The sequence below is a fragment of the Streptomyces sp. SolWspMP-5a-2 genome (assembly GCF_900091845.1).
GTDB classification, from domain to species: domain Bacteria; phylum Actinomycetota; class Actinomycetes; order Streptomycetales; family Streptomycetaceae; genus Streptomyces; species Streptomyces doudnae.
In genome coordinates, this window is record NZ_FMCI01000343.1 from 1 (window position 1) to 2,196 (window position 2,196).

Annotated in this window: 3 protein-coding genes; 1 reads left to right on the forward strand and 2 read right to left on the reverse strand. The window is 76.3% G+C overall.

Annotation, left to right across the window (positions count from 1 at the left end; all coding sequences use genetic code 11):
- On the forward strand, positions 1-526 hold a 526-nt coding region (locus tag GA0115242_RS41035), incomplete at its 5' end, for an MFS transporter (RefSeq protein WP_161353412.1).
- On the opposite strand, the gene GA0115242_RS33890 is transcribed toward GA0115242_RS41035, so the two are convergent.
- Both GA0115242_RS33890 and GA0115242_RS41295 read right to left on the reverse strand, forming a co-directional pair.
- Positions 503-1,825: an NtaA/DmoA family FMN-dependent monooxygenase gene (locus tag GA0115242_RS33890; protein WP_093835416.1), complete on the reverse strand. Its 1,323-nt coding sequence runs from the start codon at positions 1,823-1,825 to the stop codon at positions 503-505. The two genes, GA0115242_RS41035 and GA0115242_RS33890, sit on opposite strands and share 24 nt — an antisense overlap.
- A 121-nt stretch (positions 1,826-1,946) precedes the next feature.
- Positions 1,947-2,196 (reverse strand): hypothetical protein (locus GA0115242_RS41295; protein ID WP_218088656.1); only part of this gene is annotated, 250 nt, incomplete at its 5' end.

Sequence of the window (2,196 nt, forward strand, 5' to 3'; positions counted from 1 at the left end):
GCTGGTGGAGTGCGCGTCGACGACGGCGTACGGCGTGGTCTTCACGTTCCTGCCGCTGACCTCGCCGGTCGCGCCGCAGGCGCTGCTGGCCGCGCAGGGGGCGACGGTGCTCTCCCGGCTCGGCGCGGGCCGCATCGTCGACCGGTACGGCGGGCGGCCGGTGCTGGTCCCGGCCGCCGTCCTGGCCGCCGTGGGCTGCGCGGCGGGGGCCGTCCCGCACCGGCCGGTGCTGCTGGCCGGTGCGGCGCTGTTCGGCGCCGGGTTCGGGGCGGTGCAGAGCGCGACGCTGGTGCTGGTGATGCGGGCGGCGGAGGAGCATCCGGCGGGGCTCGGGGTGGCGGGGGTCGCCTGGAACATCGCCTTCGACGCCGGGACGGGCGCCGGGTCGCTCCTCGGCGGCCCGGTGCTCGCCCTGGGCGGCCCCGCGGTCCTGTTCCCCGCGGCGGCCGCGCTGCTGGCGCTGTCCCTCGGGTGCGACCTGCGCGGCGCGGTCCGACGGCGGTCAGGGGCGCCCGGTGCCGGGTAGCGGGGGCAGGTCGAGGTGGTCGCGCAGGGTGCTGCCCCGGTAGGCGGTGCGGTAGACGCCCCGTTCCTGGAGCGCGGGGACGAGCAGGTCCACGATGTCGTCCACGGCCGAGGGCAGCGTGTGCGGGACGATGTTGAACCCGTCGACGGCGCGGGTGCGCACGTACCGGGCCCAGGTGTCGGCGACGGTGTCCGGGGTGCCGACGAACGAGGGGTGGACCGGGGACACCTGGAGCACCAACTGCCGTATCGACAGGTTCTGTTCGGCGGCGAGGGCGCGCCAGGAGCGGATCAGGGTGTGCTTGCCGGTGCGGTGCTCCACCGCGACCGTGCCCCGGGAGGCGTCGAGTTCACCGGCGCTCGGCTCGATGTCGGGCAGCGGTCCTTCGGGGTCGTAGCCGGACAGGTCGGTGCCCCAGTACTGCTCCAGGTAGGCGATCGCCCGTGCCCCGTTGACCTGTTCCTCGCGCACCCAGCGTGCTTTCTCCTCGGCCTCCTCCGCGGTGGCGCCGAGCACCACCCCGGCCCCCGGCAGGATGCGCACGGCGTCCGGGGCGCGGCCGTACCGGGCCAGCCGGGCGCGCAGGTCGTCCGCGTAGGCGAGGGCCTTGCCGTACTCGGTGTGGGCGGAGAAGACCACCTCGGCGCTGCGGGCGGCGAGTTCGCGTCCGCCGTCGGAGTCGCCCGCCTGGAACAGCACCGGGCGGCCCTGGGGGCTGCGCGGCACGGTGGCGGCGGCGGAGAGCCGGACCAGGTCGTCGTCGCGTGCGACCGTGTGATCGGGCTCTCCCCAGGACGCCCACAGTTCCTCGGCGACGTCGATGAAGCGGGCGGCGCGTTCGTAGCGGCGTTCGTGCGCGAGCCAGCCGCCGTGCCGGAAGTTGGCGCCGGTCCAGGCGTTGTCGGTGGTGACGACGTTCCATCCGGCCCGGCCCGCGGAGAGCAGGTCGAGGGAGGCGAGGCGGCGGGCCAGGTCCGCCGGGTGGTGGTAGGTGGTGTTCTGGGTGGCCACCAGGCCGATGCGGTCGGTGACGGCGGCGAGCGCGGAGAGCTGGGTGATGGCGTCGGGGCGTCCGGCGGCGTCCAGGTCGAAGATCCGGCCGCGGTTCTCCCGCACCCGCAGCCCCTCCCCCAGGAAGAACGCGTCGAACAGGCCGCGTTCGAGGGTGCGGGCGGTGCGGACGAAGGTGTCGGCCTCGGTGTGCGGGAGGGCGTCGGGGGCGGCCCAGATCAACTGGGCGCCGACGCCCGGGTAGAAGACGCCCAGGTGCAGTTGGGGTCGGGGCGTGGACGGGGTCATGGGTGTCACCTCACGCGCGGGTGGCCGCACGGCGGCGGCGCACGGCTTCGGGGCGGGCGGAGGATCGCGCGGCGCGATCGGGTCACGGCGCGCGGCGGCGCCGGAGGGGAAGCGTGCGCGCTCAGTGGCGCGGCGGGGTTCCCGGACAGAGGGCGCTGCTGACCCGGAGCAGGTCGACGTGGCGGCGCAGGACGCGCGCGGCAGGGGCCCGGCCGGGTCGCGCGGGCGGGGCCTCGCGGCGGGAGGGGTGCGGCGGGTGGAGCGCGGGGCGCGTCCGCATGCCGTTCACCTCCGGGTGGTCGGACCGGTCACGGTCCGGGGCGTCGGGTGCCGAACTCCCGTGATCCGGGCTCACGTTAATCGCTGGACCG